Source organism: Archangium sp. (assembly GCF_036388035.1).
Lineage (GTDB): Bacteria > Myxococcota > Myxococcia > Myxococcales > Myxococcaceae > Archangium.
The window spans coordinates 1-4816 of sequence record NZ_DASVSO010000654.1 but is presented as its reverse complement, the minus strand read 5'-3'; the positions used below and the strand labels follow the sequence as shown (position 1 = coordinate 4816).

Below are 4816 nucleotides of genomic sequence, written 5' to 3'. Positions count from 1 at the left end.
AGGTTGTTGAAGTCATGCGCCACGCCGCCGGTGAGCTTGCCCACGGCCTCCATCTTCTGGGACTGCCGCAGCTGCGCCTCGGTCCTGCGCCGCTCGGCCTCGCTCTCCTCGAGCGCGCGGGTGCGCTCGCGCACCAGCTCCTCCAGGTGCTCCTGGTAGTGGCGCACCTGCGCCTCGGCGCGCACCCGCTCGGTGACCTCCTGGCCGAAGACGAGGACGGCCAGGACGGGCCCTCCCGGCAGGCGGATGGGCCGGTAGTCGAAGTCGAGGAACATCTCCTGCGGCTCATCCTCCGCCTTCTTGCGGAGGGCGACCTTGAAGCCGCGCATGCTGACCGACTCGCCCTTGTGGAACACCCGCTCGAACAGGCCGAGGACGGCTCTGTTCTTGTCGTCCTTGAGCTCCGGACGCACCGTGAGCAGCGGCAGGCCGACGACGTCCCGGAAGCCGACGAACGGCAGGTAGTTCTCGTTGACCAGCTCGAAGACGAAGTCGGGCCCCCGGAGGACCGCCACCACCCCGGGGAGCACGTCGAGCAACCGGCGGAGGAAGCGCCGCTCGTGGTCCAGTTGCTGGTTGTTCTCCTGAACCGTCCACGCCTGACCGATCAGGGACGCGATCTGCTCCGAGGTGACCCCCTCCAACCGGGCCCCGGGTGCTCCCTTCACGCTATCGGGGGCGCGCAGGTTGGTGACGTCCACGGCATGCTGGAGGATGAAGGCCACGTTGCCCGCGGCATCGAAGAGGGGCTTGTGGGAGTAGGTCCAGAAGCGCTCCTCGCGCACCGTCCCCTGCTGGGTGGGGCGCGAGATCGGCTGGGCCATCATCGGGACGATGTCCGGCGTGCGCTGGCTGAGCACCCGCTCGAGCGACTCCCGGAGCTTCCGCGGGCTGTCCTGCTCCGCGGGGCTCGTGTCCTGGGGGAACACCTCGAAGACGTTGCGTCCGATGATCTCCTCACGCCGCAGCGACGTGGCATTCAAGTAGGCCTGATTGGCCGCGACGTACTTCAGCTCGCGGTCCAGCACCATGAGCGGAGTGGGAGCGGAGTCGAACAGCTTCTGGGAATCGATCATGTGAGACATGCCGGGCGTAGGATAGACGACGAACCCGATCCAGGGGACGGCTATCCCACGGCGGAGACGCGGACAACCCTCCTGCCTGGAGAGCGTCTCCCTCGGGGCCGAAAGTCTTCTTCTCGACAACACCGAGGGGGCCCTCTGGACAACCTCTCGGATCGCGGCTCCTCCCTGTACCGCTTTACCTGCCTGCCCGCCTGCCGGGCCCACGGAGCTGCGGTCCTCGGGCACCTTCCACCCCCGGGCTGTGACAGCGGCCACTGCTCGAGGGTGACCTGGCTCACAGCCCACAACCTCGAAGTGCCGCATTGTTCGACTACCGGACATTAGGGCAGGATCGGTCCGGCTCACCCCCCTCTAGGAGGCTGTCTTGTACGAGAACACCGGAGCCGCGAGCCCCATGGCTCGTGGAGGGCGCACATGTGCGCTCGTGTTGATGATCGCGGCGACATTCGTGGCGTGTCACCCCGATCTCCCCGAGCCCACGCCCCCCCCTGTTGACAATCCCTATGGCGAGGTCGTCGCTCCCAAGGGGACGAGCTTCCTCGTCGAACTCCAGGACGTTGAAGGCAAGCCGGTGCCGGGCGCCGTGGTGAAGGCGCAGGGCCGGAAGGTGACGGCCAACGAGCAGGGACTGGTGCTCCTCGAGGAGCTCACGCCCGGCCGCTTCGTCGTTCAGGTTGAAGCGCCGGGCTTCGTCCCCCATGCCCGCGAGCTCGAGCTCGGGACAGATGCCGCCACCGCGACCTCCATCCGGCTGATGCCCCTGGGCGAGCCCATCCGCTTCGACACGACCCAGCCGTCCCAGGTCCAGCGCGGAGGGGTCAAGGTCGTCCTCCCCGCCGGCGCCCTGCGGGATGCCAACGGGAAGCCCGTGACGGGCGAGGCGGATATGTACATCGTCCCCATCGATCCAACGACGGAGGCCCTCCGCGCCGCTCCTGGTCCCTTGCTGGGCCTCAGCGCCTCGGGGGGTGAGCAGGTGGGCCTGGAGAGCTTCTTCATGGCGGAGATCAACATCCAGCAGCAGGGCCGACCGCTGCAGCTCGCCGAGGGGGTCAAGGCCACCCTGGAGTTTCCCATCCCCGCCGCCATCCACGACCGGGCGCCGGTGGACTCGACCATCCCGGCCTGGTGGTTCGACACGCAGAGTGGCATCTGGCGGGAGGAGGGCGCTGGCCTCGTGACCGAGTCCGAGCCGGGCAAGCGGCTGTGGACGGTGCAGGTCAGCCACTTCACCTCGTGGAACGCGGACAAGCCCTGGAACCTGACGACCTGCATCAAGGTGAAGGTCGTCGATTCGAGTGGCGCTCCCGTGCCCAACGCGTGGATCGATCTGGAAGGGGTGAGCCTCTACGCCAGGAACTCCGCCACGGCGGGAACCGACGGGAGCACCTGCATGCTGGCCCCGGTCAACAGCAAGGTGAAGCTCAGCGTCATGGGCTCCTCCTTGCAGGTCGACACCTCCACGACCCCCGCCACCTGCTCGGGCACGAGCACCTGCCCGGAGGTGACCCTGACGACGACGGGTCGGCCGGAGTGTGCGTGGGGAAGCTGGCAGACCTGTCCCTATGGAGGGCCCGCGGGGACCGCGGGAGTGGGGAGCTGCCAGGCCGGCATCCGCTACTGCGACTACAGAGGGACCTGGACCTCCTGCTGGGGAGAGACCACCCCCCAGCAGGATGTGTGCACCAACACCTGGGACGAGGACTGTGATGGCACCGTGAACGACGGCTGCCCCACCATCTGTGCGGACGGGCAGACGCGCTCCTGCTACTCGGGCCCCGCGGGGACCGCGGACGTGGGCATGTGCCGCTCGGGCACGCAGACCTGCCAGGCCAACGGCACGGTCTGGTCCTTCTGCTCCGGGGAGGTGCAGCCGTACTACATCGATTTCTGCTGGGACACGAGCACCGACGAGAACTGCGATGGCCAGGTCAACGAGGGCTGCCCCTGCACCTATGGTGAGACGCGCTCCTGCTACTCGGGCGCCACGGGCACCCAGGGCGTGGGCCTGTGCCGAGCGGGAGTCCAGCGGTGCTACTTCGACGCGTATGGGAAGACCTTCTGGAGCGCCACGTGCGAGGGCGAGGTGCTTCCCAAGCCGGAGGACTGCTCACGGCCAGCGGACGAGGACTGCAGCGGCGACAATGCCATGTGCGGTTGCACGCCCGGCGAGAAGCGCTCCTGCTACTCGGGCCCCACGGGCACCAGCGGCGTGGGCCTGTGCCGAGCGGGAACCCAGACGTGCAACGCCACTGGCAACTGGGGGACCTGCTTGGGTCAAGTGATTCCCCGGCCCGTGGAGCTCTGCACCACCTCGGGAGACGATAATTGCGACGGCCAGAGCAACGAGAACCCGCCCTGCGTCTGTACTCCGCAGGAGAAGAAGTCCTGCTACTCGGGCCCCACGGGCACCAGCGGTGTGGGGGCCTGCCGGGCGGGAACCCAGTCGTGCAACACCTCGGGAACCGCATGGGAGACGGCCTGCGCGGCCGAAGTCCTCCCCTCGTACGAGCGGTGTGACGGCACCGACACGGACTGCGACGGCCAGAGCGCCTGCACGGGACACTGGCTCTGGAGCACCCAGTTCAGCGGACAGTCCAGCGAGACCAGCGGTGAGCCGGATACCCAGAGCGCCAGCGATGTGGCCGTGGATGGTCAGGGCAACATCTTCCTGGCGGGTGTCTTCGATACGAGCATCTCCCTGGGCGGCACGACCTACATCAGCCAGGGCAACAACGACATCTTCCTGGTCAAGGTGGATGCCACCAACACGGTCCAGTGGAGCAGGACGTTCGGGGATGCCGAGGACCAGCAGGTCAAGGCGATCACCCTCGACTCCGCAGGGCGTGTCGTCGTCGTGGGCTCCTTCAAGGGGACCTTGGATTTCGACGGCACCCGTCTGACCTCGACAGCGGTGGACGGCTTCGTGGCTGTCCTCGATACGAGTGGCAAGGCGGTCTGGAGCACCCGGTTCGGGGCGGACACGCTCCTCGAGCCGTCGGCGGTCGTCGTGGATGGAGCGGGCAACATCCTCGTTGCCGGCAACGTCACCGGCACCTTTGCCTGCAAGACCACCAGCTCCTGCGCCTCCGCCGGTGGCCAGGATTTCTTCGTCCGCTCCTACTCGTCCACGGGTGCCGAGCAATGGACTCGCATCTTCGGCGGCACGGGCACCCAGCGGGCCACCGGCCTCGCGGTGAGCGGCGCGGGAGAGCTGGTGCTGGCGGGCAGCTTCAGCGAGGCCTTCGACTTCGGAGGCAAGTGCACGGCGCTCACCCACGCGGGCGGCGATGACGGCTTCGTGGCGAAGCTCGATGCCACGGGGGCCTGCGTGTGGAGCCAGCGCTTCGGCGATTCGTCCAGCCAGCAGGCCATCGCCGTGGCCGTGGGGAGCGCGGGGGAGATCATCCTCTCGGGCAACTACCAGGGGAGCGTCACCTTCAAAGACACTCTGCACACCTCCCTGGGCGGGTACGACATCTTCCTGGTGAAGCTCGACTCCACGGGAGCGGTCTCGTGGAGCCGCGGCTTTGGCTCGACGCTGGACCAGACCGTCACGGATGTCATCCTGGAGCCGGTCGGCAATCTGGTCCTGGCGGGCAGCTACCAGGGCACCTTCGCCTTCGGTCCCACCTCTCTGACCCAAGCCAACCTGCTACAGAACATGTTCGTGGCGAAGCTGAACGGGAATGCCTCGGGCAGCCATGTGTGGAGCAGGGACTTCGGCGGCG

The 4816-nt window shown here is 67.7% G+C and carries 1 protein-coding gene and 1 pseudogene; one reads left to right on the top strand and one right to left on the bottom strand.

All coding sequences use genetic code 11. The features are described from left to right. Positions 1 to 1076: PAS domain-containing protein (locus VF697_RS26785; RefSeq protein ID WP_331099560.1), on the bottom strand; the 1076-nt coding region annotated here is incomplete at its 3' end. 373 nt (positions 1077 to 1449) lie between these two features. Here VF697_RS26785 and VF697_RS26780 point away from each other — a divergent pair. After that, a pseudogene (locus VF697_RS26780) lies at positions 1450 to 4816 on the top strand (hypothetical protein); the annotation flags it as partial.